Origin of the sequence: Streptomyces sp. NPDC050759 (assembly GCF_044456945.1) — a bacterium.
Taxonomy (GTDB): domain Bacteria; phylum Actinomycetota; class Actinomycetes; order Streptomycetales; family Streptomycetaceae; genus Streptomyces.
Genome location: NZ_JBITGI010000018.1, coordinates 89,367 through 113,239, shown reverse-complemented (window position 1 = coordinate 113,239; position 23,873 = coordinate 89,367). Strand labels below are relative to the sequence as shown.

26 protein-coding genes are annotated in these 23,873 nt (G+C 70.6%); 10 read left to right on the top strand and 16 right to left on the bottom strand.

All coding sequences use genetic code 11. From position 1 onward, the window contains the following. Positions 1-5: 5 nt before the first annotated feature. The 3 genes from treS to ACIBJB_RS38545 all read right to left on the bottom strand — a co-directional run bounded on the left by treS (position 6) and on the right by ACIBJB_RS38545 (position 4,071). Positions 6-1,724 carry a maltose alpha-D-glucosyltransferase gene (gene treS / locus ACIBJB_RS38555; protein WP_398938040.1) on the bottom strand — a complete coding sequence of 573 codons (1,719 nt, stop codon included), beginning with the start codon at positions 1,722-1,724 and terminating at the stop codon, positions 6-8. Further along, a complete protein-coding gene (locus ACIBJB_RS38550; RefSeq protein WP_398938038.1) occupies positions 1,721-3,697 on the bottom strand; it encodes an alpha-1,4-glucan--maltose-1-phosphate maltosyltransferase in 1,977 nt (658 codons plus the stop codon). Before ACIBJB_RS38550 ends, treS begins: the two co-directional genes overlap by 4 nt. Before the next feature lie 74 nt (positions 3,698-3,771). After that, on the bottom strand, positions 3,772-4,071 hold the full coding sequence (locus ACIBJB_RS38545) for a DUF5133 domain-containing protein (protein ID WP_398938036.1): 300 nt from the start codon (positions 4,069-4,071) through the stop codon (positions 3,772-3,774). 246 nt (positions 4,072-4,317) lie between these two features. Here ACIBJB_RS38545 and ACIBJB_RS38540 point away from each other — a divergent pair, with 246 nt between their 5' ends. Together ACIBJB_RS38540 and glgX are read left to right on the top strand one after the other, a co-directional pair. Next, the gene (locus tag ACIBJB_RS38540) at positions 4,318-4,812 is read left to right on the top strand and encodes a pep a2 (RefSeq protein WP_306986170.1); all 495 of its coding nucleotides are present in this window, start codon (positions 4,318-4,320) and stop codon (positions 4,810-4,812) included. A 44-nt stretch (positions 4,813-4,856) separates the two neighbouring features. Further along, positions 4,857-6,953, top strand: a complete 2,097-nt coding sequence (gene glgX / locus ACIBJB_RS38535) for a glycogen debranching protein GlgX (protein WP_398938218.1) — start codon at positions 4,857-4,859, stop codon at positions 6,951-6,953. A gap of 321 nt (positions 6,954-7,274) precedes the next feature. On the opposite strand, the gene ACIBJB_RS38530 is transcribed toward glgX, so the two are convergent. Beyond that, positions 7,275-8,078, bottom strand: a complete 804-nt coding sequence (locus ACIBJB_RS38530; RefSeq protein WP_398938034.1) for a VOC family protein — start codon at positions 8,076-8,078, stop codon at positions 7,275-7,277. 170 nt (positions 8,079-8,248) lie between these two features. On the opposite strand from ACIBJB_RS38530, the gene ACIBJB_RS38525 reads away from it, so the two are divergent. Then, a complete protein-coding gene (locus ACIBJB_RS38525; protein WP_392776874.1) occupies positions 8,249-8,581 on the top strand; it encodes an ANTAR domain-containing protein in 333 nt (110 codons plus the stop codon). Between the two features lie 15 nt (positions 8,582-8,596). Here ACIBJB_RS38525 and ACIBJB_RS38520 read toward each other — a convergent pair whose 3' ends face one another. Further along, positions 8,597-9,388, bottom strand: a complete 792-nt coding sequence (locus ACIBJB_RS38520; RefSeq protein WP_398938031.1) for a SigB/SigF/SigG family RNA polymerase sigma factor — start codon at positions 9,386-9,388, stop codon at positions 8,597-8,599. Positions 9,389-9,627: 239 nt separating this feature from the next. Here ACIBJB_RS38520 and ACIBJB_RS38515 point away from each other — a divergent pair, with 239 nt between their 5' ends. The 4 genes from ACIBJB_RS38515 to ACIBJB_RS38500 all read left to right on the top strand — a co-directional run bounded on the left by ACIBJB_RS38515 (position 9,628) and on the right by ACIBJB_RS38500 (position 12,411). Then, positions 9,628-10,083 carry a MarR family winged helix-turn-helix transcriptional regulator gene (locus ACIBJB_RS38515; RefSeq protein ID WP_398938029.1) on the top strand — a complete coding sequence of 152 codons (456 nt, stop codon included), beginning with the start codon at positions 9,628-9,630 and terminating at the stop codon, positions 10,081-10,083. After that, positions 10,080-10,901 (top strand): ABC transporter ATP-binding protein, encoded by an 822-nt coding sequence (locus ACIBJB_RS38510; protein ID WP_398938027.1) that lies wholly within the window; start codon positions 10,080-10,082, stop codon positions 10,899-10,901. The genes ACIBJB_RS38515 and ACIBJB_RS38510 overlap by 4 nt, the downstream gene beginning before the upstream one ends. Next, a complete protein-coding gene (locus ACIBJB_RS38505; protein ID WP_398938025.1) occupies positions 10,861-11,703 on the top strand; it encodes an ABC transporter permease in 843 nt (280 codons plus the stop codon). The genes ACIBJB_RS38510 and ACIBJB_RS38505 overlap by 41 nt, the downstream gene beginning before the upstream one ends. A gap of 192 nt (positions 11,704-11,895) precedes the next feature. Beyond that, on the top strand, positions 11,896-12,411 hold the full coding sequence (locus tag ACIBJB_RS38500) for a hypothetical protein (RefSeq protein ID WP_398938023.1): 516 nt from the start codon (positions 11,896-11,898) through the stop codon (positions 12,409-12,411). A 13-nt stretch (positions 12,412-12,424) separates the two neighbouring features. Here the strand turns inward: ACIBJB_RS38500 and hemC are convergent, their stop codons facing one another. From hemC to ACIBJB_RS38460, 8 genes are all read right to left on the bottom strand, one after another. Next, entirely contained in the window at positions 12,425-13,360 is a 936-nt protein-coding gene (hemC, locus tag ACIBJB_RS38495; RefSeq protein ID WP_398938021.1) for a hydroxymethylbilane synthase, read from the bottom strand. After that, positions 13,342-13,698: a GNAT family N-acetyltransferase gene (locus tag ACIBJB_RS38490; RefSeq protein ID WP_398938019.1), complete on the bottom strand. Its 357-nt coding sequence runs from the start codon at positions 13,696-13,698 to the stop codon at positions 13,342-13,344. The genes hemC and ACIBJB_RS38490 overlap by 19 nt, the downstream gene beginning before the upstream one ends. 166 nt (positions 13,699-13,864) lie before the next feature. After that, on the bottom strand, positions 13,865-14,293 hold the full coding sequence (locus tag ACIBJB_RS38485) for a hypothetical protein (RefSeq protein ID WP_398938017.1): 429 nt from the start codon (positions 14,291-14,293) through the stop codon (positions 13,865-13,867). Positions 14,294-14,377: 84 nt separating this feature from the next. Then, a complete protein-coding gene (locus ACIBJB_RS38480) occupies positions 14,378-15,403 on the bottom strand; it encodes a questin oxidase family protein (protein WP_398938015.1) in 1,026 nt (341 codons plus the stop codon). A gap of 101 nt (positions 15,404-15,504) precedes the next feature. Continuing rightward, on the bottom strand, positions 15,505-16,281 hold the full coding sequence (locus ACIBJB_RS38475) for an NPP1 family protein (protein ID WP_328636352.1): 777 nt from the start codon (positions 16,279-16,281) through the stop codon (positions 15,505-15,507). A gap of 131 nt (positions 16,282-16,412) precedes the next feature. Next, positions 16,413-17,393, bottom strand: a complete 981-nt coding sequence (ligD, locus tag ACIBJB_RS38470) for a non-homologous end-joining DNA ligase (RefSeq protein ID WP_398938012.1) — start codon at positions 17,391-17,393, stop codon at positions 16,413-16,415. Between the two features lie 82 nt (positions 17,394-17,475). Further along, on the bottom strand, positions 17,476-17,847 hold the full coding sequence (locus ACIBJB_RS38465; protein WP_398938010.1) for a VOC family protein: 372 nt from the start codon (positions 17,845-17,847) through the stop codon (positions 17,476-17,478). 104 nt (positions 17,848-17,951) lie between these two features. After that, the gene (locus ACIBJB_RS38460) at positions 17,952-18,701 is read right to left on the bottom strand and encodes an SDR family oxidoreductase (RefSeq protein ID WP_398938008.1); all 750 of its coding nucleotides are present in this window, start codon (positions 18,699-18,701) and stop codon (positions 17,952-17,954) included. A gap of 117 nt (positions 18,702-18,818) precedes the next feature. On the opposite strand from ACIBJB_RS38460, the gene ACIBJB_RS38455 reads away from it, so the two are divergent. Then, positions 18,819-19,508 (top strand): TetR/AcrR family transcriptional regulator, encoded by a 690-nt coding sequence (locus tag ACIBJB_RS38455; protein ID WP_398938006.1) that lies wholly within the window; start codon positions 18,819-18,821, stop codon positions 19,506-19,508. Between the two features lie 16 nt (positions 19,509-19,524). Here the strand turns inward: ACIBJB_RS38455 and ACIBJB_RS38450 are convergent, their stop codons facing one another. From ACIBJB_RS38450 to ACIBJB_RS38440, 3 genes are all read right to left on the bottom strand, one after another. Beyond that, on the bottom strand, positions 19,525-20,208 hold the full coding sequence (locus ACIBJB_RS38450; protein WP_398938004.1) for a response regulator: 684 nt from the start codon (positions 20,206-20,208) through the stop codon (positions 19,525-19,527). Continuing rightward, a complete protein-coding gene (locus ACIBJB_RS38445; RefSeq protein WP_398938002.1) occupies positions 20,205-20,396 on the bottom strand; it encodes a hypothetical protein in 192 nt (63 codons plus the stop codon). Before ACIBJB_RS38445 ends, ACIBJB_RS38450 begins: the two co-directional genes overlap by 4 nt. 252 nt (positions 20,397-20,648) lie before the next feature. Beyond that, positions 20,649-22,133 (bottom strand): MFS transporter, encoded by a 1,485-nt coding sequence (locus tag ACIBJB_RS38440; RefSeq protein ID WP_398938000.1) that lies wholly within the window; start codon positions 22,131-22,133, stop codon positions 20,649-20,651. Between the two features lie 245 nt (positions 22,134-22,378). Between ACIBJB_RS38440 and ACIBJB_RS38435 the strand changes: the two genes are divergently transcribed. Next, positions 22,379-23,029, top strand: coding sequence for a TetR/AcrR family transcriptional regulator (locus ACIBJB_RS38435; protein WP_069758410.1), 651 nt, complete (start codon positions 22,379-22,381; stop codon positions 23,027-23,029). Between the two features lie 85 nt (positions 23,030-23,114). Further along, entirely contained in the window at positions 23,115-23,837 is a 723-nt protein-coding gene (locus tag ACIBJB_RS38430) for a response regulator transcription factor (protein WP_398937997.1), read from the top strand. The last annotated feature ends 36 nt before the right edge of the window (positions 23,838-23,873 follow it).

Genomic DNA, 23,873 nt, shown 5'->3' with positions numbered 1-23,873 from the left:
CACGCTCAAAGGCGTCGGCCGATGCGGGATGCGACTCGGGAGAGCCGGAACCAGTAGAAGCCGTGCCCGCCGAGGGTCAGCAGATACGGCAGTTCACCGATGGCCGGGAACCGCACCCCGCCGAACAGCTCGACCGGGTGCCGGCCGTCGAACTCACGCAGATCCAGCTCCGTGGGCTGCGCGAACCGGGAGAAGTTGTTCACACACAGGACCAGGTCGTCCTCGTACTCCCGCAGAAAGGCCAGTACCGCGGGGTTGGAGGACTGCAGTTCGGTGAAGCTGCCGAGGCCGAACGCGGGGTTCTGCTTGCGGATCTCGATCATCCGGCGGGTCCAGTGCAGCAGGGAGGACGGCGAGGCCATCGACGCCTCGACGTTGGTGACCTGATGCCCGTAGACGGGGTCCATGATGATCGGCAGGTTGAGCCGGCCCGGATCGGCGGTGGAGAAGCCCGCGTTGCGGTCGGGGGTCCACTGCATGGGGGTGCGTACGGCGTCGCGGTCGCCGAGCCAGATGTTGTCGCCCATGCCGATCTCGTCGCCGTAGTAGAGGATCGGCGAGCCGGGCAGGGACAGCAGCAGGGCGGTGAACAGTTCGATCGTGTCACGGTCGTTGTCGAGGAGGGGGGCGAGCCGGCGGCGGATGCCGATGTTGGCGCGCATCCGCGGGTCCTTCGCGTATTCGGCCCACATGTAGTCGCGTTCCTCGTCGGTGACCATTTCGAGGGTGAGCTCGTCGTGGTTGCGCAGGAAGATGCCCCACTGGCAGTTGTCGGGGATGGCCGGAGTCTTGGCGAGGATTTCCGAGATGGGGTAGCGCGATTCGCGGCGGACCGCCATGAAGATGCGGGGCATGACGGGGAAGTGGAACGCCATGTGGCATTCGTCGCCGCCGGCCTGGTAGTCGCCGAAGTAGTCGACCACGTCCTCCGGCCACTGGTTCGCCTCCGCGAGGAGGACCGTGTCCGGGTACATCGCGTCGATCTCCTTGCGGACCCGCTTCAGGAACTGGTGAGTGGCGGGCAGGTTCTCGCAGTTGGTGCCCTCCGCCGCGTACAGATAGGGGACGGCGTCCAGCCGGAAGCCGTCGATGCCGAGGTCGAGCCAGAAGCGGAGGGCGGCCAGGATCTCCTCCTGGACGGCCGGGTTCTCGTAGTTGAGGTCCGGCTGGTGGGAGAAGAAGCGGTGGAAGTAGTACTGGCCGCGGACCGGGTCGTGACTCCAGTTGGAGGCCTCCGTGTCGACGAAGATGATCCGCGCGTCCTCGTACTGCTTGTCATCGTCGGCCCACATGTAGTAGTCGCCGTACGGCCCGTCCGGGTTCTTGCGGGACTCCTGGAACCACGGGTGCTGGTCGCTGGTGTGGTTCATGACGAAGTCGATGATCACCCGCATGCCGCGCTGGTGGGCGGCGTCGACGAACTCCACGAAGTCGGCGAGGTCACCGAACTCCGGCAGGACGGCGGTGTAGTCGGAGACGTCGTAGCCGCCGTCCCTGAGCGGTGACTTGAAGAACGGCGGCAGCCACAGGCAGTCGACACCGAGCCACTGGAGGTAGTCGAGTTTGGCGGTCAGGCCCTTCAGATCGCCGACGCCGTCGCCGTTGCTGTCCTGGAAGGAACGGACCAACACCTCGTAGAAGACCGCACGCTTGAACCAGTCGGGATCCCGGTCCTTCGCCGGGGTGTCCTCGAAAGTGTCGTGGACGGGCTCGTTGACGGTCACGGTGTGGATCCTCCGATCTGCGGTGCCGACCTCCGGACCTGGAACACGTGCGCGGGTGCTCGACCGGGATCCAGACGCACGTAGTTGTTGCTGCTCCAGCGGTAGGTCTCACCCGTCAGTTCGTCGTGTACGGACAGGGACTCGTGCCGTTCCAGGCCGAGTTGCGGCATGTCCAACGAGACCGTGGCCTCCTGGGTGTGGTGCGGATCGAGGTTCACGACCACCAGGACCGTGTCGTCACCGGTGCGCTTGCTGTAGGCGATGACCGCGTCGTTGTCGGTGTGGTGGAAGCGGAGGTTCCGGAGGCGCTGGAGGGCGGGGTGCCGGCGCCTGGTGGTGTTGAGCTGGGTGATCAGGGGGGCGAGGGAGTCGGGGGTGTCCCAGTCGCGGGGCTTGAGCTGGTACTTCTCCGAGTTCAGGTACTCCTCGCTGCCCTCCCGCACCGGGGCGTTCTCGGCCAGTTCGTAGCCGGAGTAGATGCCCCAGGTCGGCGAGAGGGTCGCGGCCAGCACCGCGCGCAGCGCGAACGCCGACCGGCCGCCGTGCTGGAGGAAGGCGTGCAGGATGTCGGGGGTGTTGGCGAAGAAGTTCGGCCGCATGTAGGAGGCCGCCTCACCGGAGAGCTCCGTCAGGTACTCGGTGAGCTCCTGTTTGGTGGTGCGCCAGGTGAAGTACGTGTAGGACTGCTGGAAGCCGATCTGGGCCAGGGTGTGCATCATCGCCGGCCGGGTGAACGCCTCCGCCAAAAAGATCACGTCCGGGTCGGTGGCGTTGATGTCCGCGATCACCCGCTCCCAGAACACCACCGGCTTGGTGTGCGGATTGTCCACCCGGAAGATCCGCACCCCGTGGCCCATCCAGTGCCGCAGCACCCGCAGCGTCTCCGCGATCAGCCCCTCCAGGTCGGCGTCGAAGGCGATCGGGTAGATGTCCTGGTACTTCTTCGGCGGGTTCTCCGCATACGCGATGGTGCCGTCCGGGCGGTGGTGGAACCACTCCGGATGCTTGTGCACCCAGGGATGATCCGGCGAGCACTGCAGCGCGAAGTCCAGCGCGATCTCCAGACCCAGCCCGTTCGCCTCCCGCACGAACCAGTCGAAGTCCTCCAGCGTGCCCAGATCCGGGTGGACCGCGTCATGGCCGCCCTCCGGCGAGCCGATCGCCCACGGCACGCCCACATCGTCCGGACCCGCGGACAGCGTGTTGTTGCGGCCCTTGCGGAACGTGGTCCCGATCGGATGGATCGGCGGCAGGTAGACCACGTCGAAACCCATCGCCGCGATCGCCGGCAGCCGGCGGGCCGCCGTGCGGAACGTGCCGTGCGGCCGCTCCGCGGTGCCCTCCGAGCGCGGGAAGAACTCGTACCACGACCCGAACAGCGCCCGCTCCCGCTCCACCAGCAGCGGCAGCGTCTCCGACGCCGTGATCAACTCCCGCAGGGGATGGCGGGCGAGCACCGCGTCCACGTCAGGCGTCAGGGCGCCCGCCAGACGGGTGGCGACCGGCAGCGAGTCGTCGGCGAGCGTCTTCGCCGCGGCCACCAGCACCGCGTGCTGGGGGCCCTCCGGGACGCCCGCCGCGGCACGGGTGTAGAGCTCGGCGCCCTCCTCCAGGACCAGACCGGTGTCGAGGCCGGCAGGAACCTTTATGCGGGCGACGCGGCGCCAGGTGCCGATCGGGTCGCTCCACGCCTCGACGCGGTACGTCCAGCGGCCCTCGACGTCCGGAGTGACCTCCGCGCCCCAGCGATCGCTGCCGGGGGCCAGCTCCCGCATCGGGGTCCAGGGGCCGTGACGCCCTTCCGGGTCGGTCAGGACGACGTTCGCGGCGACGGCGTCATGGCCCTCGCGGAACACCGTCGCGGTGACCTCGAACGTCTCTCCCACGACCGCTTTCGCCGGACGCCTGCCGGACTCGACGGCAGGGCGGACGTCCCGTACCGGGATGCGGCCGATGACCGGGGTGGAACTCATGCTCTCGCCTCCGCCGTGCTCGAGGCCGGGCGCTGACTGCGCCCGGCCGGGGATCGAAGCTGCGCCGGAAGGGGTTACCTCCCCGCGGGGGAACGTTCCGCGGATCTCGGCGGACCACGCCTGGCGACAGCCCCGGTGCGGGGGAGGTCGCTCTGCTCCTGGAGGTAGGCGCCCACGCTGGTGCGCAGATAGCGCTCTGCGGCCTCGGCCGCCTCACGCGCGCAGCGCTTGCCCATCAGCACGCACAGCGTGTAACCCGAGTCCTCGAAGGTGGCCCGGACGGTGCGGTCGGTGGGGGAGGCCAGCATGACGCGCTCCCAGGCGCGATACCGCCGAAGTTGCCGGGCGACTTCGGCTTTGGCCGGTAGCAGCATGGCGCCGTACACCTTTCCGGGCTGGAGCAGATGCGGGACTCGCGAGATCTTCACTCATGGTGCACGGGTCACGACTCAGCGTCTTGTTGGCTCTTCAACCACCTCATGGATCGCTCGTGTTGCACGAATGGCGTAGCACTCCCACTCTGGAGTGACTCTGAAGCGATCAGCACTCACGCTCCGTGTTTCGGGGTCCGGTCCCGCGGGGGCCGGGAGGAGCGGGAGCTTCGCCGGTGAGGAGTGACGATGAAGACCGCAGTGCCCTGCTACTACCACCTCGACGTGGAGGTCAGCCCGGAACGGGTCGGACAGGTCAGGCGCATCCTGGCCGCCCATCTACGGCTCTGGGACCTCGAGACCCTGGTCGAGCCCGTCTGCGGTGGTGCCGAACTGCTGCTCAAGGCCATCGACGAGCACGCGAGGGACAAGAACACCTCGATCGAGCTGTGGTGGAACGGCCAGCACCTCATCACCGCCGTCGCCGAGAACGACAGCGAGCTGCGCCCGGACCTGGACCTGCGCGCCTGCCTGGAGCGGATCGCCGCGATGAGCGACGGCTGGGGCTGCTGCGCCACCGACACCGGCAGCAAGGTCATCTGGTTCTCGCAGCGGGCCCGCGCCGGCGAGCGCGTTCCGCTCGTGCCGACGGCCCCCGAGCCCACCCTGCGGGAGGTGCTCCAGGTGCCGCGCGAGATGCCGGTCGCAGTCCTGGCCGCCACCACTGCCGACGGCGGGTGCTGAGCGTGCCGTCGTCCAGGAAGAAGCCGTACAAGAGCGGGAAGCGGGTGCCGGCCTGGAGCGGGCACCCCTACCCGCTGGGCGCCCAATTCGACGGCGAGGGCACCAACTTCGCGCTGTTCAGCGAGGTCGCCGAGCGTGTCGAACTCGTCCTGGTCGACGAGCGGGGCGCCCACAGCGTCATTCCCCTGACCGAGGTCGACGGCTTCGTGTGGCACGGCTTCCTGCCGGGCGTCGGGCCGGGGCAGCGTTACGGCTATCGGGTGCACGGACCCTGGCAGCCTTCACTCGGCCACCGGTGCGATCCGGGGAAGCTGCTCCTCGACCCGTACGCCAAGGCGGTGGACGGGGAGACGGACAACCACCCCTCGCTCCACACCCCCGAGGCCGACAGCGCCGGGCACACGATGCTCGGCGTGGTGACCGACCCGGCCTTCGACTGGGGCGACGACCAGCCGCCCAGGCGCTTCTACGCCGACAGTGTGATCTACGAGGCCCACGTCCGCGGGCTCACCCGCACCCACCCCGACGTCCCGCCGGAACTGCGCGGCACGTACGCCGGTCTCGCACACCCGGCGGTGATCGACCACCTCACCTCGCTCGGTGTCACCGCCGTCGAGCTGATGCCGGTGCACCAGTTCGTGCAGGACGGGGTGCTCCAGGACCGCGGCCTCGCCAACTACTGGGGCTACAACACGATCGGCTTCTTCGCGCCCCACAACGCCTACGCCGCCCACGGCACCCGCGGCCAGCAGGTCACCGAGTTCAAGGCGATGGTGAAGGCGCTGCACGCGGCCGGCCTCGAAGTCATCCTCGACGTCGTCTACAACCACACGGCCGAGGGCAACGAGAAGGGCCCCACGCTCTCCTTCCGGGGCATCGACAACGCCTCCTATTACCGGCTGGTGGACGGCGACTGGGAGCATTACTACGACACCACGGGCACCGGGAACAGCCTGCTGATGCGGCACCCCTACGTGCTCCAGCTGATCATGGACTCGCTGCGCTACTGGGTGACCGAGATGCACGTCGACGGCTTCCGCTTCGACCTCGCCGCCACGCTGGCCCGGCAGTTCCACGAGGTGGACCGGCTGTCGGCGTTCTTCGACCTCATCCAGCAGGACCCGGTGATCAGCCGCGTCAAGCTGATCGCCGAGCCCTGGGACGTGGGGGAGGGCGGCTACCAGGTCGGCAACTTCCCGCCGCTGTGGTCGGAGTGGAACGGCAAGTACCGGGACGCCGTACGGGACTTCTGGCGGGGCGAGCCGCACACGCTCGGCGAGTTCGCCTCCCGGCTCACCGGCTCCTCCGACCTGTACCAGCACAGCCGGCGGCGCCCGCGGGCCAGCGTCAACTTCGTGACCGCGCACGACGGTTTCACCCTGCGCGACCTCGTCTCCTACAACGACAAACACAACGAGGCCAACGGCGAGGACGGTCAGGACGGCGAGAGCGACAACCGGTCGTGGAACTGCGGGGCCGAGGGCGAGACCGACGACCCCGCCGTACTGGAGCTGCGGGCCCGCCAGCAGCGGAACTTCCTTGCCACCCTGCTGCTCTCGCAGGGCATTCCGATGCTCAGTCACGGCGACGAACTCGGCCGCACCCAGCGGGGCAACAACAACGCCTACTGCCAGGACAACGAAGTCTCCTGGATCGACTGGGAGTTGAGCGAGGAGCAGCGCGAACTCGCCGAGTTCACACGGCGCGTGATCGGCCTGCGCACGGCGCATCCCGTCCTGCGCAGGCGCCGGTTCTTCCAGGGCGAGACCGTCACGCACGCGGGGCAGCCGCTGCCCGACCTGGTCTGGCTGCTGCCGGACGCCCGCGAGATGGCCGAGGCGGACTGGGAGCGCTCCGACGCGCACGCGGTCGGGGTCTTCCTGAACGGCGACGCCATCGCCGAACCGGATCCGCGCGGACGCCGAGTGGTCGACGACTCGTTCCTGCTGCTGCTGAACGGTCACTGGGAGCCCGTCGACTTCCGGCTGCCGGGCCCCGCCTACGGCGAACGCTGGACGACCCTGCTCGACACGGCGGAACCCCAGGGCGCCGATGAGGCGGAGCACAAGGCCGGCTCGGAGATGACGATCGAGGCGCGCAGCCTGGTGCTGCTGTCGAGGCCGTCCCGCGCGGGCGCGTGAAGGACGGGGTGCGCACGGTCGGGTCGTCGGCCTGCCGCTGGATGTCGGCGTCGGGGGCGTAGGAGCCGGGGCTCTGGGGGCGCCCCGCGGCGACCAGCTGCCCGATGCGGCCGCCCTTGTCGGCGACGGCGGGGCTCGCGGCGCGAGGTCACCGTGAGCTGGGCTCCGTCGGGGTCGTGCAGGACGGCTTCGTGGCCGTTCTGCGAGGCACGCTGCCGCCGTGGGATGTCCGCGCCTTGGCGCAGGCCGCCAAGTCCGCGGCCGTGACGGCGGCTCTCGGCGCGCGCCCTCAGCGCACGCGTCCCTCAGTGCACGTGTCCGTCAGCGCACGCGGCGCGAGGTCACCGTGAACTGGGCTCCGTCGGGGTCGCGCAGCACGGCCTCCTCGCGGTTCTGCGAGAGCACGCTGCCGCCGTGGACCTCCGCCGCCTTGGCGCAGGCCGCCACGTCCGCGACCGCGAAGTGGACCTGCCAGTGCGGCCGGATGCCGGGATCGGGGGCCGAGCCCAGCGCCCCCGACTCGATGCGCGCCACCACGTCGCCCCTGCTGCGCAGCACCACCTCGCCGGCCTCGTAGCGGACCTCGCAGCAGCCGGGACGCTCGGTCGCCCAGTCGAGGACCTCGCCGTAGAAGATCGCGGCGTCGAACGCGTCGCGGGTGTGCAGCCGTACGAAGGCCGGCTGGGCGCGGCGCCACCCCTCCCAGTTGGAGACGAGCTCACCCTCCCAGACGCCGAAGGTCGCGCCGTCGCGGTCCGAGAGCAGGGCCGCCCGTCCGGGCGGGAAGGACAGCGGGCCGACGGCCAGGGTGCCGCCGCGTTCCTGTACGCGAGCCGCTGCCTCGTCCGCGCTGGGCACCGCGAAGTACGCGGTCCAGGCCACCGCCATCTGCCACATCGACGCCACCGCCGCGATCCCGGCGACGGGCGTGCCGTCCACCAGCGCGACCCGGAAGCGCTCGCCGAGTTTCGCGGGCTTCCACTCCCACCCGAGCACGGCCCCGTAGAACTCCTCCGTGGTCTGCTGGTCGCGGCTGGTCAGGCTGACCCAGCAGGGGGCACCGAACACATGGTGGCTGGAGACGACATCCGCGGTCACGGTGGGATGTCTCGGGTCGTGGTTCATGGCAGTCGCGTCCTGCTCTCGTCGGCCGGCGGCCACCGGGCGGTCTTCGACCAGTGTCCGTCCGGAACCGCTTCGGGCGCCTGCCGAGTACCCCGGAGGCGGCGCCGAAACGGTGGCCCGGACGCCTGCCGCCGGGTGGCGCGGGCCTGTCCGGGTGACAGGATGGATGGGTGCCAGTCGTACCGAACGAACCCGCCGACGAGTCGGACCGGATCTTCGCCCTGCAGGAGGAGATCGGCCAGCTCAAGGAAGCGATGGCCTCGCACGCGGTCGTGGACCAGGCCATCGGCATGGTCGTCGCGCTCGGCAGGGTCACCCCGGACCAGGGCTGGGAAGTGCTGAAGGACGTCTCCCAGCACACGAACATCAAACTGCGCAACGTCGCGGACCTGATCCTCATCTGGGGACGGTCCGGAGAGATCCCGCCGGAGATCCAGGCCGAGCTGGAGGACGCCCTCGACCGTTACGGTCCGACGCAGATTCCGGGGGCGCCGCCCGAGTGAGGGTGTCCCTCGGGTTCAGTCGGCGTCGGCCAGGACCTCCTCGCGCAGGTGCGCGAAGCACGTGCTGAGCAGCCGGGAGACATGCATCTGCGAGATGCCGAGTTCCTCGGCTATGCCGCTCTGTGTCATGCCCTGGAAGAAGCGCAGGTACAGGATGGTCCGCTCGCGCTCCGGCAGGGCCTCCAGGCAGGGCCGGACGGCCACCCGGTCGACCACCACGTCGAAGCCGGGGTCGGGGCCGCCGAGCGCGTCGCCCAGGGCGTAGCCGTCGGTGCCGGGCATCTCCGCCTCCAGTGACAGCGCAGAGAAGCACTCCAGCGCCTCCGCACCCGTGCGTACCTCGTCCTCGGTCAGCTGCGCCCGCTCGGCGATCTCGGCGACGGTGGGCGTATGCCCGGGCGTCTGTGCGAGCTCCTTCGAGGCCTGCCGGACCCGGTTGCGCAGGTCCTGCACCCGGCGCGGCACGTGCAGCGTCCACATGTGGTCGCGGAAGTGCCGCTTGATCTCACCGGTCACCGTCGGCACCGCGTACGCCTCGAAGGCGCTCCCGCGTGCCGGGTCGTAATGGTCGACCGCCTTGACGAGTCCGAGGGCGGCCACCTGGTAGAGGTCCTCGAGGGACTCCCCGCGGCCCCGGAACCGGACGGCGATCCGCTCGGCCATGGGCAGCCAGAGCTCGACCAGTTCGTCCCGCAGAGCCTTGCGTTCCGGACCGTCGGGCAGTTCCGCCAGGCGCACGAACGCCCTGTCGGTGTCGGGGGCGTCGTCGTGCGGATGAGGTTGTCTTCTGGTGGCGACGGACGACATGCCGCGCACCTCCCTGTGGTGCTGGATGGACAGACACCGTGGGAGGCGCGCGATCGGACGTGAGGAAGGACATCCGGGGCCCTCTGGGCGGGCTCCCACGGAGACGTGCCTCCTGTCCGAAGCACTTCTCTGCGGATTCCCGTTCTCGGATGAAATGAAACAAAGGGAGCCAATCATCGGATATGTGTTTGACCAGCTCTTGGGGGAGATACCTCTGTTGCAGAGGTAACCTCGGCGATGTGGACGACGAGACCTTCCCGGAAGAGCTGGCCGACGCACTCGTCGGTGTCCAGCGACTGCTCAGACGCAGGCTGCGCGCCGGACTGACCGTGCCGCGGCTGCGCGGCGCCGAGGTCGAACTGCTGCGCCTGGTCGAGTCACGGCCCGGCATCGGCGTCTCCGACGCCGCCAAGGAGCTGTATCTGGCCGGGAACTCCGTCTCGACCCTGGTCAACCAGCTCGTCAAGGAGGGCCACCTGGTCCGTGAGACCGACCCCGCCGACCGGCGCGCCGCCCGTCTGCTGCTCACCGGGAAGGCCGAGGCACGGCTCGGGGACTGGAAGCAGCGGCGGGTCGCACTCGTGAGCCGGCACATCACCCGGCTGGACGCGGCCGATCAGGAGGCTTTGCGCGCCGCACTCCCCGCGCTGCGCGCGCTCGCCGTCACTCTGCACGAGGAGGCCGGGGACGCATGACACCCGAAGCTGTTTCCTGTACGGGGCTGACCTACGCCTTCGGTGACACGAAGGCCGTGGACGGTCTGGACCTGACCGTCGAGGAGGGCGAGGTCTTCGGACTGCTCGGCCCCAACGGCGCCGGCAAGACCACCGCCATCCGCTGCATCACCACCCTGCTCCCGGTCCCGGCCGGCATGATCCACGTCTTCGGCCGCGACACCGCCGGCGACGCGATGGCCGTACGCCGGCTGCTCGGCTACGTCCCGCAGCAGCTGTCCGCCGACGCGAACCTGACCGGCCGGGAGAACGTCACCCTGTTCGCCCGGGTCTTCGACGTCGCCCGCAAGGAACGCGCCGAACGCGTCGCCCAGGCACTGGCCGCGGTCGACCTCACCGACGCCGCCGACCGGCTCGCCGGTACCTACTCCGGCGGCATGGTCCGCCGCCTCGAGCTCGCCCAGGCCCTGGTCAGCGCACCCCGGCTGCTGATCCTCGACGAGCCGACCATCGGCCTCGACCCGATCGCCCGCACCGGCGTGTGGGAGCACATCAACGCCGTGCGTGAGGCGACCGGCATGACGGTCCTCGTGACCACCCACTACATGGACGAGGCCGACCAGTACTGCGACCGGGTCGGCCTCATGCACCGCGGCCGCATCCGCGCCCTCGGCACCCCCGACGAACTCCGGCGGGGCCTTGCCGAGAGCCGTGGCACCGACGCCCTGCCGACCCTGGAGGACGTCTTCCGCGATGTCGCCGGCAGCGGACTCGAAGACGAGGGAGGGGATTTCCGCGATGTCCGAAGCACCCGCCGCACCGCGAACCGTGTCGGCTGACATAGGCCTGTTGTTGAAGCCGCCGGAGCCCCGCGCGGGCTGGCGCGTGCTGCCCGCCCGGGTCGTGGCGATGTGCGCCGTGGAACTGCAGAAGCTCGGCCACGACCGCACCGAGCTCTACACCCGCGCGGTCCAGCCCGCCCTGTGGCTGCTGATCTTCGGCCAGACCTTCACCCGCATCAAGGCGATCCCCACCCAGGGCATCCCCTACATCGACTATCTGGCGCCCGGCATCATCGCCCAGTCGGCGATGTTCATCGCCATCTTCTACGGCATCCAGATCATCTGGGAGCGGGACGCGGGCATCCTCAACAAGCTGCTGGTCACGCCCACCCCGCGCTCGGCACTGACCACCGGGAAGGCCTTCGCGGCCGGCGTGAAGTCGCTGATCCAGGCGGTCGTCGTCATCGTCATCGCCGCCCTCCTCGGGGTGTCCCTGACCTGGAACCCGCTCAAGCTCCTCGGCGTCGGGGCGATCGTGATCCTCGGCTCGGCGTTCTTCTCCTGCCTGTCGATGACCATCGCCGGCATCGTGCTCAGCAGGGACCGCCTGATGGGCATCGGGCAGGCCATCACCATGCCGCTCTTCTTCGGCTCCAACGCCCTGTATCCGCTGTCCGTGATGCCGGGCTGGCTGCAGGCCGTGAGCAAGGTGAACCCGCTCAGTTACGAAGTCGACGCCCTGCGCGGGCTCCTCCTCGGTACCCACGCCCATCTGGCGCTCGACTTCGGGGTGCTGGCCGTGGCCGCCGCGCTCGGCATCACCGCGGCCTCCTCGCTCCTCGGCCGGCTGGCCCGTTGATCATGCGCGCGGAACGTGATGTGCGGCACGCCCGTGGAAGGATTTTTCCGGCCGCTCGGCGGATTCTTCCTGCGCACGGCTTGATCAGCGATCAAAGAGGGTGAATTCCCTGGCCACAGCGCATTCCGCTCATTTGACAGTGCATTGAGCACACAGATAGGAAGCAGCTCTCTGAGGTCGAAGAGGTGCACTGTGTACGAGCCGAACGTGGTCGGGGACTGGCAGGAGTACGACGAGCATGCCGGTCTGCGTGTCCGCGTCCACCGTCTGGAGGCGGCCGAGCCGCCGCGTGGACGCGACGACGCCGCCGAAGGGCTCACGTACTTCAGCGTCCGGGTGACCGTCGAGAACCGCGGCGACCTGCATCCGACCGTCCATCTCGAGGACGGGCAGATCGATGTGCGGATCGGCCCCGACGGCGAGAGCGCCTTCATCGACTGGCGCAACTCGCAGTTCATCGAGGGCTTCGACGTCTACCCGCTGCGCCGCGCCACCGCCGTGCTGTTCGCGGCGGGACCGGAGGCGGGCCTCGGCCAGATCGACGTGCAGATCCAGTTGCGGGTCGACGACGAGTGGGCCGACCGCCGGCTGTGGGCGGGCGGCATCGGACTCGACGAGGGAGCCACGCACGCGGGCGTGGGCCGCGAGGGCCTGGCCTGCCAGGTGAGCAACTTCCTGCGGGACCAGGCCGAAGAGGGCACGGCCTGACCCGCCCCCGGGCTCAGTGGGGAATGCCGTCGATGATCTCGCGGGCGCCCTGACGCAGCAGCGCCACGGCGACCGAGGTGCCCAGCGTGGCCGGATCGAGCCGGCCCGCCCACTCGTGGGCGTTCAGCCGCGTCTTGCCGTCCGGGGTGAACACGCAGGCGCGCAGGGAAAGTTCGTCGCTGTGGTCCACCCGCGCGTACCCCGCGATCGGGCTGTTGCAGTGGCCCTGCAGCACGTGCAGGAACATCCGCTCGGCGGTCGCCTCCCGGAACGTGTCCGGATCACCCAGCGCGCTGACCGCGTCGATCAGCTCGGTGTCGCCCTCCCGGCACTGGAGCGCGAGGATGCCCGCGCCGATCGGCGGCATCATCGTCTCGGGGGAGAGGATCTCGCTGATCACGTCCTCGCGGCCGATGCGTTCCAGGCCGGAGACCGCGAGCAGCAGCGCGTCCGCCTCGCCGGCCGCCAGCTTGGCCAGCCGACTGTTGGCGTTGCCGCGGAACGGCACACACTCCAGGTGCGGGTGGGTGGCGGCCAGCTGGGCCACGCGGCGCACCGAGGAGGTGCCGATCCGGGTCCCGTCCGGAAGCTCGTCCAGAGTGAGGCCGCCCGGGTGGATCAGGGCGTCGCGGATGTCGTCCCGCTTCAGGAACGCCGCGAACGTGGTGCCCGCCGGGAGCGGCCGGTCGGCGGGCACGTCCTTCACGCAGTGCACCGCGAGATCGGCCTCACCGGCCAGCAGCGCGGCGTCGACCTCCTTGGTGAAGGCGCCCTTGCCCTCGACCCTGGACAGGTCGCCCATCCACTTGTCACCGGTCGTTTTCACCGGCACGACCTCGGTGCGCACACCGGGGTACAGGGCTGTCAACTCGCTTCTGACACGCTCCACTTGAGCCAGCGCCATCGGCGAGTCACGGGAGACGATGCGGATCAGTTCCGGGAGGGACATGCGGGACACGATAGACCCTGCGGAGGTTCGGTGTTTGACGCTCGGGGAGCAACGGGTAGGGAGTAGCGCACCTTTTGCCTGGCGCGGGCGCCCATCCGGTCGTAGAAGCGGATAGCCCCGTCGTTCCACGTGGACGTCTGCCACTGCACCTCGTCGAGCCCCAGCGTGCGGGCCTCGGCGGACACGGCGTCCATGAGCAGGACGCCGAGTCCGAGACCGCGGTGCCCTGGCAGCAGGAACAGGCAGTCCATGTGCAGGTAGGCGCGGCCCTCCCAGGGGGAGAGTTCGGGCGAGCAGGTGGCATAACCGACGAGTTCGCCGTCCGGGAGTTCGGCCACCAGGCAGCGCAGCCGGGGCGCGGCGGTGTCGAAGAGGAGCGCGGCGAGCCGGTCGGGCAGGTCGTCCGGGGGCGGCGCCGCCCGCTCGTCTCCGTGTGCCGGGCTGCGAGTTCGGCGACCGCGGGGAGGTCGGCGCGCTCGGCGTGCCGGACGAGGGGGGCCTCGCTCATCGGACGTCGCCCGTGATCGTGTCCGCGCCCCAGGCGGTGAGACGTTCGGCGAGCGATCCGGTGCCGTCCAGGACGTGCCGGGAATACGCGTCCCGCTCGTGCGCGAGTACGGCTGCCTCCCACACGCAGGGCGCGAGGCCCGCCCGGCCGGGCCGCAGCGCGTCGGGCTTGCCCACCGGGCCGGCGAAGATCGCCAGATCCGCCATGTCGCCCTCGATCCAGCTGTGGACCAGGACGTAGTCGCCGTCGCCGCCGGCGTGCACGATCAGGACGGCGAGCCCCAGGGAACCGCGCAGCGGCCCGAGTCCGAGGTGCCGCGCGGCGATCCGCAGCCCGGCCTCGGCGTCCTGGTCGGAGACGGTGCGGCCGGGTGCCTCCAGCGCGTACACCTTCACCAGGTGACCGGCGGCCTGCCTCGATGCCAACGGCGGCCGGGCGCACGGAGTCGCCGCGGGCCGGAGCGTGGTCGGAGCCCCCGGTGTGACGTCGGCACGAGCCCCGCGCGGGGGTCAGACGAGCGGCTCGCTGAGTTCGACCGAGCGCATGGCGGCCGCGAGGGCCTGCTCGTCGCCGATGTCCAGGGCGGTGTCGGTGAGCTTGATGACGTGTTCGTCGCCGTGGGCGAGGGCTCGTTCCAGGACCTCTTCGGGCGCCGGGTGGGGAGGAGGGACGTAGGCGACCGGTGTCACCGGCGCGTACATCGCCGTCACCGCTGCCGACGCCGTCCAGGCCGCGTGCAGGCTGGGTATCCACTGGTCACGGGGAAGGGAATCCAGGGTCCGCAGCACGGCGTTGGGGGCCGTGGCCGCGTGGACGAGCATCGTCGGCTCGCCGTGACCGTGGGTGGCGTAGCGGTGGGTCGCGGCGCGGACGAGTTCGGTGAGCCGCTCCTTCGCGATGTCCGGGTCGGTCACCTCCTGCGCCCACACGGGCAGTCGGCGTACGGCGGCCAGACGGTTCCGGAACCCCACGTGCCCGGGCTCGATCGCGGGTACGGAGTCCAGGGCGTCCGTGGCGGTCGACGCACCCGGCAGAGCCACGAGACACGGCACGGGCTGGTGGCGTGCCGCCCAGTAGCCCAGCGCGTGCGCGAGTTCGGTGAGCCGGGGCCCGTTCTCCTCGGCCGCCACCGCCCGGACGGCGTGGCCGACCCGGATGACCGTGTGCGTGGCACCGCCGTACAGGCCGGGCAGCAGACGCGGCCACCACTCGGCGAGCACGTCCTTCCAGGGGCGCTCGGCGAGCGTGCGGGAGAAATGGTCGGTCCAGTCCGCGATCCGGCGCGGATCACCCAGCGCCGCGGGCCAGTTGTCGTCCGTGACGGGCGCGGTGCGGTCGGGGAAGTCCTCCAGCTTGTCCCGGTAGAGGTCCAGCCACCGGTGCACCGAGCCGGCCTGCCCGTGCGCGGCGAGTGCCTCGACGACCATGGGGGCGTGGTTGCTCAGCCAGCCCTCTCGCTCCGGGCCCGACGAGTGGACGCGGTCCAGGGCCTCTTCGAGGTACCCGCTCGTGTCGCTCGTATCGATCGTGTCCATGAACGGGACGCTATGCCGAGTGGGGTCCGGCGGGGATCGGGCGCGGGACGGAACCCGCGGCCACGGGGGACCTAGGTCCAGCGCCCGATCGTGTCACCGGATCAGGCGTTGGGGTCGAAGGAGATCCCCGACGGCTTCGCCGACGACAGGTGCGCGGCGAAATTGGCGTCCTTGAGGCCGAAGTTGGCGCTGCCGAAGTCGTACGCGCTCAGCTTGTCGCGCAGCCCCGCCGGGTAGCCGTTCCAGCCGACCAGCGGCGGATACTGCCACGTGCCCTTGGCGTTCTCCGGCGGCTCGTCACCCGAGTTGGCCAGCCGGAAGCAGTGCGTGCTGACGCCGTCCTTGTGGTAGACGATCTTCGCGTGCGTGCCGTCGAAGCGGACGCCGGAGGCCGCGCTCACCGTGAACGAACCGTGGTTGGACGTCGACACGTACTGGATCGTGCCGTTCTGCACCCAGATCACGACGTGCTCCCAGTCGTTCCGGTGCCCGCCGATGCTGCTGTTGGCTATCGCCTGGTCCTTCTCGAAGTACAGGCCGTACATATAGGCGCACCAGCCGTTGTTGCACTTGTAGCGCGAGTACGTGTTGGTGTTGTCGAGGTCCGAGGCGTCATGGCACTCGCCGCTGAGCGAACCCGTCGGGTTCAGACCGCCGTTGATGGTGCCGTCGGGGCCGATGGCGGGCGTCGAGTAGCAGCCGTCGGTGTCGTAGTCGAAGGCCGGCTGGTAGGTGTACTCGGCGCTCTCGGCGTTGGCGGGCAGTGCCTTGGGCGGGGCGGCGAAGGCGGCGGAGGGGAAGGCGACGACGAGCGCGGCCGCGCCGGCCAGGCCGGTGAACCATCTCGTGCGGTGCTTCTTGAACGACGGTGACGCCACTGCGTCCTCCTCGTGGTCCGGGCGCAGCCCAACGGCTCTGGGTTACTGGGGAGTTCAGCTTCCCGGCTTTTCATGTCCGCGCCAAGAGGTCGAAGGCGTCACTCCGGTTACGGCCGGCCCAACAGTTCCGATCACGGAGGTGCGTCGGGGAGGTCGGCCGAGGACTCCTCCGGCGCGAGGTCCGGCCGCAGCCGGAGCCAGGACGGCTGACGCAGCAACCCCGCCCGGGTGCGGGTGCTGTAACGGACCTCACCGACCAGCCGGGGCAGCACCCAGCGCGCACCCGGGACCCGCGGCACGGGATCGAAGGGGCACACGTCCGTCGCCGCGGCGGCCAACAGCGAGGCGAGCTCCGTCCGTTCCGCCTCGCTCCAACCGGTGCCCACATTGCCGACGTAGCGCAGCCGCCCGCCGCCGCGCTGTCCGACCAGCACCGCGCCCGGCAGACCCGTGAGCCTGCCCTTGCCGGGCAGCCAGCCGCCCACGACGACGTCCTCGCTGCGCATGTTGCGGATCTTGATCCAGGCGCGGGAGCGCACCCCGGGTTCGTACACCGAGTCGAGCCGCTTGCAGACCAGGCCTTCCAGGCCGTGCTCACGAGTGGCGCGCAGGGCCTGTTCGCCATGACCGACGAGGGCGGCGGGCGTCGACCAGTGCGGACCGGCGAGCTCCAGTTCGTCCAGTCGAGCGCGCCGCTGCGCGTAGGGGAGGGCGAGGAGCGAGCGCCGCCCCAGGTGCATCAGGTCGAACAGCACGAGATGCACGGGTGCTTCGGCCGCCCGGCGCGCGGCTCTGCCGGGGGCGTGGGCCAACTGCATGCGCGGTTGCAGCAACTGGAAGTCCGCACGGCCCTGTTCGTCCAGCGCCAGGATCTCCCCGTCGAGCACGGCGGGTGTGGCGCCGAGCGCAGCGCCCAGTGGCCGCAGTTCGGGATAGGCGCCGGTGATCTCCTCCCCGGACCGGGCGCGCAGCACCACGTCGCCGTTCCCGGCGAGGTAGACCACCACGCGCTGGCCGTCCTGCTTGGTCTCGTAGGCCCAGCGCGCGTCCTGTGAGGCGGGCGGCAGGGCGCCGGGGGTGGCGAGCATGGGTGGGATCAAGGGGAGCGTCACGGGTGAGTTGTCGACGCGAGCACCGGCAATCACGCGCTCCGCGCACCGGTTTCGCCTGAACGGGCGCCGCCCCGGGGGCTGCTCAGACCTCCTGGTACAGGTTCACGATGTTGCCGTCGGGGTCCCGCAGCCACACCGACCGGCGGCCCCACGGCTGGGTGGTCGGCGGCTTGAGGATCTCGACACCCTGGGCCGCCAGTCGTGCGTGGCGTGCGTCCACGTCGGTGACCCGGAACTCCACGGTGAAGCTCCCGCTCGCGGCGGCGGCCGTCGAACCGGGCACCATCGACTCCATGCCCCGGGTGGAGAAGAAGGACAGGACGGCGCCGGGGACCGTCACCCGGGCGAAGGGCGCCTCGCCGTCCACCTCCGCGTCGAGGACTCTCGCGTAGAAGGCGGCGAGCGCCGGGACGTCGTCGGTGATCAGCGAGGTGCCGGTGAAGTGGGGTCGCATCCGGGGATCGTAGGCGGAGGGTCGGACAACCTGGGCGGGAGCGGGACTTGGCGTCATCTTGGTCGGATGCCGGATGCCGGATGCCGGATGCCGGAAGGCGCAGGTCAGATGATGCCTCCGTTGGCCCGCAGTAGCTGCCCGTTGACCCAGTGACCGGCCGGGCTGACCAGGAACGACACCACGGAAGCTATGTCCTGGGGGGTGCCCAGCCGCTCCAGCGGGGGCTGTGCGGCCAGACGGGCGACGGTCTCCTCGTCCTTGCCGTCGAGGAAGAGATCGGTCGCCGTCGGTCCGGGGGCCACGGCGTTGACGGTGACGTCACGGCCGCGGAGCTCACGGGCGAGGATCAGGGTCACGGCCTCGACCGCGCCCTTGCTGGCCGCGTAGGCGCCGTAGCCGGGGAAGGCCAGGCCCACGACCGAGCTGGAGAGGTTGACGAGCGCGCCGCCGGTGCGCAGCCGGCGCGCGGCCTGCTGGTCGACGACGAAGGTGCCGCGGATGTTGGTGCGGTACAGGGCGTCGAGCTCGGCGAGGTCGAGCTCCGCGATGGGGGAGAGGGGCATCCGGCCCGCGGCGTGGACCACCGCGTCGACACCGCCGTACGTGGTCTCCGCCAGGTCGAACAGGGCGGCGACCTCGGTCTCGTCGGCGACGTCCGCGCGGGCGGCGTACGCGGTGCCGCCCGCCTCCTCGATGGCGCGCACGGCCTCGCCGGCGGCGTCCTTGTTGCCCGCGTACCCGACGACGACCGCGAACCTGTCCGCGGCGAGCTGCTGGGCGATCTGCCGTCCGATGCCGCGCGATCCGCCGGTCACGATCGCGACACGCTGTTCCGTCCGGGACTGAGGGGTCATGACTGCATCTTCCTCCGGTGGCACTGCTACGACTGATTCGTATCGACGATAACATGAAATCGTAGCGGCAGTAACCCCTCTCTCGTATCGGTGCTACGAATGCCGTACCGTGGGGGCATGGATGCGAGGGAAAAGATCCTGGAAGCGGCCACCGAGCTGCTGGCCGGTGCGTCGGCCGCCGATGTCTCCACGCGTGCCGTGTGCGAGAAGGCCGGGGTGGGTGCGCCGATGCTCTACCGGCTCTTCGGCGACAAGGCCGGTCTGCTGGCCGCCGTGGTCGACCGGGGATTCGAGCGGTATCTCGCGTCCAAGCGGGAGGCGCGGCCGAGCGAGGATCCCGTCGAGGACCTGAAGAGCGGCTGGGACAGCCACATGCGCTTCGCGCTGGAGCACCCCAGCCACTACCGCCTGATGTACTCGCCCGAGCTGACCGTGCCCCCGGCCGCGGCCCAGGAGGCACACGACCTGCTGCACGCCATCCTCGAGCGCTGTGCGGCCGAGGGGCGGCTGACGGTGCCGCCCGCGCTGGCCACGCAGATGATCATGTCCGCCAATGTCGGGGCGGCCCTGTCGATGCTGACCAGGCCCGAGCAGTACGCGGACACGAGGTTCTCGCAGCGGCTGCGCGACGCGGTGCTGGATGCGGTGACCCGGCCCGCCGATGCCGACACGCCTCGGGACGGGAGCCCGGTGCCCGTCGCGGCCGCCACACTGGCGGCCCGCCTGCGCGCCGACCTGCCGCCGACGCTGACGGCGGCGGAGTCGGCCCTGCTCCAGCAGTGGCTGGAGAAGCTCTCCGAGCGGTGATCCGAGCGGTGAGGGGTCAGCGCTCCTCGGGCGGCAGCGCCTGCACCAGACCCGACTGGTAGGCCATGACGACGAGCTGGGCCCGGTCCCGGGCACCCAGTTTCGTCATCGCACGGTGGACGTGGGTGCGCACCGTCAGGGGGCTGACGAAGAGCTTTTGTGCGATCTCGTCGTTGGAGTGCCCCTCGGCGACCCACGCCATCACCTCTCGTTCCCGGGTGGTGAGGCCGCTCAGGTCGTCGGCGGCCGCGAGCCGGGTGCCCAGGCCCGGAGCGGAGAGGAAGCGGGTGATCAGGGTGCGGGTGGCGCCGGGGGAGAGCAGGGAGTCGCCGGCCGCCACGGTGCGGATGCCGGCGAGCAGGGCCTCGGCGGTGACGTCCTTGCCGAGGAAGCCGCTGGCACCGGACCGCAGCGCCTGAGCGACGTACTCGTCGATCTCGAACGTGGTCAGGATCAGCACCCGCGTGTCGGACAGCTCGGAGTCCGCGCAGATCACGGACGTGGCGGCCAGGCCGTCGGTCCCCGGCATGCGGATGTCCATCAGGATCACGTCGGGGCGATGGACGCCCGCGAGGTCGACCGCCGCGGCACCGTCCGTGGCCTCCGCGACCACCTCCATGTCGTCGCACGAGTCGATGAGGATCCGGAAGGTGGCCCGCAACAGGGCCTGGTCGTCGGCGAGCAGTACGCGGATGGTCATGGGGTCCGATCGTGAGGTGCCGAGGCGATGGGGGACCGGGGCGGCGGGGACTGACGCACCACGTCCGGCCGGTCGATGCCGGGACGGTCCTCGGCGCCGGACAGGGACGTCGGCAGTCGCAGCGCGGCCGTCAGGGCGACGACCGTACGGACATGGTCGTCGGCGTAGCGCCGCAAGGGGATGCTCATCGGCTCTCCGGTCCTGTGCTGGAACCACGTGGCCGATGCCCGCCGAGTGCGGCCGTCACGACCCGTCCCGGCCGCGCGGGCCACGCGGCCCCACATCCGCGATCGGGATCGCCAGTCTTCCGTATCCTCGGCCGCTCGCCGTCGTACCAACGCCGACCATGGCGCGTACTGAGAACGCAGTACGCGCCAAGGGGCAGGTCCTCCTCTGGCAGGACCTGATGGCCGCCTGCCGACGGCCACCAGGCGCGGGTGTCAGCGTCCCGAGGGTGTTCCGGCCGAGGCCTCCGCGGCGGCCGGTGCCGGGGGCGCCGCCGGAACCGCGGCGCGCGGGCGCGGGATGAAGGAGGCGATGGCGAAGGCGAGGAGCGCGGCACCCGCGCCGATCACCATGACCGTCTTGAAGCCGTTCTCGGACGGCAGCGCGTAACCGCCCAGGTCGATGGTCATCTGGGCCAGCACGACACCGGCGATGGCACTCGCGCAGGACGTGCCGATGGACCGCATCAGGGTGTTCAGGCTGTTCGCGGCCGCCGTCTCGGACGCGGGTACGGCGCCCATGATGAGCGCGGGCATGGAGCCATACGTGAACCCGATGCCGGCGCCGATCACGGAGGACACCAGCACCAGGTGCCAGACCTCGGACATCAGCACGATGTTCAGGCCGTACCCGGCGGCCACGATCAGCGCGCCGATCATCAGCGTCACCTTCGGGCCCTTCGCCTTGGAGACCGCCGCCGAGACCGGGGCCAGGGCCATCATCACCAGGCCGGACGGGGCCATGACCAGACCGGCGGTCAGCAGCGACTTGCCCAGGCCGTAGCCCGTCTGGGTGGGCAGCTGGAGCAGTTGCGGGAGCACGAGCGACATCGCGAACATCGAGAAACCGATCGCGATCGAGGCGAGGTTGGTGAACAGCACCTGACGGCGGGCGGTGGTGCGCAGGTCGACCAGTGGCTGGGCGGTGCGCAGTTCGAACACGCCCCAGGCCAGCAGGACGATCACGGCCGCGGCGAAGAGGCCGAGCGTGGTGCCGCTGGCCCAGCCCCAGTCGGCACCCTTGGAGACGGCCAGCAGGAGGGAGACCAGGCCGACCGCCATGCCCACCGCGCCGACCGCGTCGAAGCGGCCGCCGGTGCGCACCCGGGACTCCGGCACGAACACCAGGACGAGGACGAGGGCTGCAGCGCCCATCGCGGCCGAGGCCCAGAACAGGACGTGCCAGTCGAAGTTGTCCGCGATCAGCGCGGCGGTCGGCAGGCCCAGGGCGCCGCCGACGCCGAGGGAGGCACTCATCAGCGCGGTGGCCCCGGCCAGGCGCTCGGCGGGCAGTTCGTCGCGCATGATGCTGATGCCGAGCGGGATGACACCGGAGGACAGGCCCTGCAGGGCACGGCCGACGATCATCGGGACCAGGGCGTCGCTGAGTCCGCAGACCACCGATCCGACCACCAGCATCACCACGCTGGCCAGCAGCATCCGGCGTTTGCCGAACATGTCGCCGAGCCGCCCGACGACCGGGGTGGCCACGGCGGCCGCGAGCAGGGTCGCGGTGACCGCCCACGCGGTGTCCGAGGCCGGAGCGTCCAGCAATTTGGGCAGCTCCGGCACGATCGGGATCACCAGGGTCTGCATCAGCGAGACGACGATTCCGGCGAAGGCCAGCACCGCCACCACGGCGTTCGGCCGCGGCGCGGCCACCGCACCCGGATCGGCGGTTCTGGCGGGAGCGTCGGACATGAAAGAGCCTCCAGGGCAGGGGAGCGGGGCCGAGAGCCGGACCAAAATTAAGTCAGGTGCTTGACTTAGCTTACTGGGCCGGGTGCTGGACCCCCTCGAGGGGACCGTGCGGTCCCGTGCACCGGTCTCGACGTGCGGTTGCGTAGGCTTCCGGCACGGGAACCCGCCGCACCGCCGGCGGGCCTCGGGCGGCTCGAGGGACTGGCCGTCGGAGGGCTCGGCGAAGTCCCGGTGCGGTGGTGAGCATGGCGGGCAGGACGGTACGCGAGGAACAGGTCAGCGCGACCCGGGAGTTGATCCTGACCGCGGCCGAGCGGCTCTTCGCCGAGCGCGGTGTCCTCGCGGTGTCCAACCGTCAGGTCAGCGAGGCCGCGGGACAGGGCAACAACGCCGCGGTCGGCTATCACTTCGGCACCAAGGCCGACCTGGTCCGGGCGATCGCCCGCAAGCACCACGCCCGCATCGAGGAGATCCGCGCCCGGTTGCTGGCCGGGGCCCGCGGCTCCACGGACGTACGCGACTGGGTGGACTGCCTGGTCCGGCCCGTGCCCGAACATCTCGCCGCGCTGGGCAGCCCCACCTGGTTCGCCCGGTTCTGCGCCCAGGTCATGACCGACCCGGTGCTCCAGCAGATCATGGTCGAGGAGTCCATGTCCTCGCCGTCGCTCCGGCAGATCGTCGAGGGCCTGAACCGCTGTCTGCCCGAACTGCCCGCCGATGTCCGCGCCGAGCGCGCCGAGATGGCCCGCCATCTGATCGTGCACATGGCCGCCGACCGGGAACGGGCCCTCGCCGAGAACACCCCGACGCCCCGCGCCAACTGGCACGACGCCGCCACCGGTCTCGGTGACGTCGTGGTCGCCATGTGGACGGCTCCGGTCACTGTGACCCGGTAGGAGATCCGGTCCGGGGAGGGCGTTACTTGAGTTAGGCAAGGAAGGCGCTAGGGTGGGCGACCCCCTCCGACGAACGGTCTCGTCCATGCATGGCAGTTCCAGCGAGAGGCCGGCACTCGCCCGCGGTGCCGGTCAGCGCCTCCTGATCGTCGCGGGCGACTCCGATGCCGCCGAACTGCTCTCCACCACACTGGAGTTGGCGGGCTACCGGATCGTCGCCGTCGCCGCCGCCGCGGAGGGGCTGGCGCGGCTGGCCCGGGAACGGTTCGATCTCGTGGTCGTCGACGCGAACCTGCCGGACGTGACCGAACTGGGCCGCAACCGGCCGACGCTGGCCCGCCGCCCGCCGGTGCTCCTGCTGATCGACTACGAGTCCCTGGACCGGATCGTGCCCGAACTGGGCCTCGGGGAGCGGGACTACGTCACCAAGCCGCTCCGCGTGGCCGACCTCCTGGCCAGGGTGCAGGTCCTGCTGCGCGGTACCGGGGCGGGGCCCGCCCGGGCCGGCGCCCTGTGCTACCGCGACCTCGTGCTGGACGACACCCTGTGCGAGGCCCGCCGCGGACCGCGCGGCCTCGACCTCACCCCCGCCGAGTACCGGCTGCTGCGTCACCTCCTAATCAACGCCCACCGGGTGCTGTCCAAGGAGCAGATCGGCCGGTATGTCTGGGGCGACCACCGCGGGGACAACGCGATCGAACAGCTCGTCTCCCGGCTGCGGCGCAAGGTGGACCAGGAGACGCCCGAGCTCATCCACACCCGCCGTGGCTTCGGCTACTGGCTGGGACGCGCCGACGCGGAGGCGTGAGCGTTCGGCTGCAAAGGGTGGGCACGAGTGTCTCCG